The organism is Cellulosilyticum ruminicola JCM 14822 (assembly GCF_001311925.1).
In the GTDB taxonomy this organism is placed as follows: Bacteria; Bacillota; Clostridia; order Lachnospirales; family Cellulosilyticaceae; genus Cellulosilyticum; species Cellulosilyticum ruminicola.
In genome coordinates, this window is record NZ_BBCG01000161.1 from 1 (window position 1) to 1,271 (window position 1,271).

The 1,271-nt window shown below is 25.6% G+C and carries 2 protein-coding genes; both read left to right on the forward strand.

What is annotated here, in order from left to right:
- Window positions 1-139: 139 nt before the first annotated feature.
- Entirely contained in the window at window positions 140-907 is a 768-nt protein-coding gene (locus JCM14822_RS18620) for a YIP1 family protein (RefSeq protein ID WP_054744145.1), read from the forward strand.
- A 19-nt stretch (window positions 908-926) separates the two neighbouring features.
- On the forward strand, window positions 927-1,211 hold the full coding sequence (locus JCM14822_RS18625) for a DUF6442 family protein (RefSeq protein ID WP_054744147.1): 285 nt from the start codon (window positions 927-929) through the stop codon (window positions 1,209-1,211).
- The last annotated feature ends 60 nt before the right edge of the window (window positions 1,212-1,271 follow it).

The following is a 1,271-nucleotide window of genomic DNA, read 5'->3' on the forward strand; positions in this document are numbered from 1 at the left end:
AAGCACAGTTTATGGTGATGAACCCTTAAATATAATGATTTAAAAAATCCTAGCTTAAAACATTTTTATAATTGTGCTTATTTTGTTTTTATTGTATATTATATTTAAATCAAAAGAATATATTTTTATAAAAGATAGTATGATAGATGAACACATTAATGGCGACAATATTAACTTACCAGTTTCTGAATGTGAGTATATAGCAGATGAAATTCCTTGGTATAAATGTGCTATTAGCTTATTCACTCACCCTAGAAAAACTATTTCTCAATCTTTAGCTAATGAAACTCCTTATGGTTTAGCTTGGAGCAGTATACTTAGTATAATTTTAGGTATCGCCTATATCCTTACACTTTATATAAACCCGATAGAAAAAGAGGAAATTTACAATCTTTTAAGAAACTCTGGTATCTCTGAACAAGCTTTACAACAGCAATTTATAATTTCTATGATTTCTAGTATATTTATGGTTATTATAGGAATATTTGCATCTGCTCTAATAGTCTCTGCGTGCTTTCAAGTATTAAAACTCTTCTTCAAAGATAAAGTTAGCTTTAAATCACTTTTTGCACTAAGTGTATATTCTATATTCATAACTTATAGTCTCAATTTAGTAGATAACATATTAAAACTTATTACTCAAGTAAATACTTCCGTATTAAGCATTTCTGCTTTCTTTAGTCAAGAAATACTTAAGAGTAATTTCTTATTACAAACTGTATGTAATACAATTTCTATTCCTACTCTTTACAGTATAGTAATAATGGTTATTGGTTACTCTGTATTAACTAAAAAAAGCACTTTACACGCAACAATAGTAATGCTTATTTATCAAGTTATTGCTCTTAGTTATAGTTATGGTTTATTAGTATTATCACATAATTTATCTCAATCAATACAGTTATAATATTTTAGGAGGTCTATTTATGAATAAAACTCAACAAGATGACGACTTAAAAGATAGAATAGATTCAATTGCTACAGTAATAAGCTTTTTTGTATCAGCTATCTTTTTTATAGTTCTTCAACTTATAAATGTATTTATCCTAAATACTAAAGTAAATTATCAATTAAATATTTTATTCACTTGTGCTCCAACCTTTTATTATTTATACAAGGGTGTAAAATTGAAAAATAAAAGCAATTTACTTACTGGTATTATATGGACTATATTAACTATAACTTTTATAATTTTATCTTTTATATCTTAAAACATAAGTAAAAGGACTACCACGACATTAAATTATTTCGTGGTAGTCCTTTTTCATGAA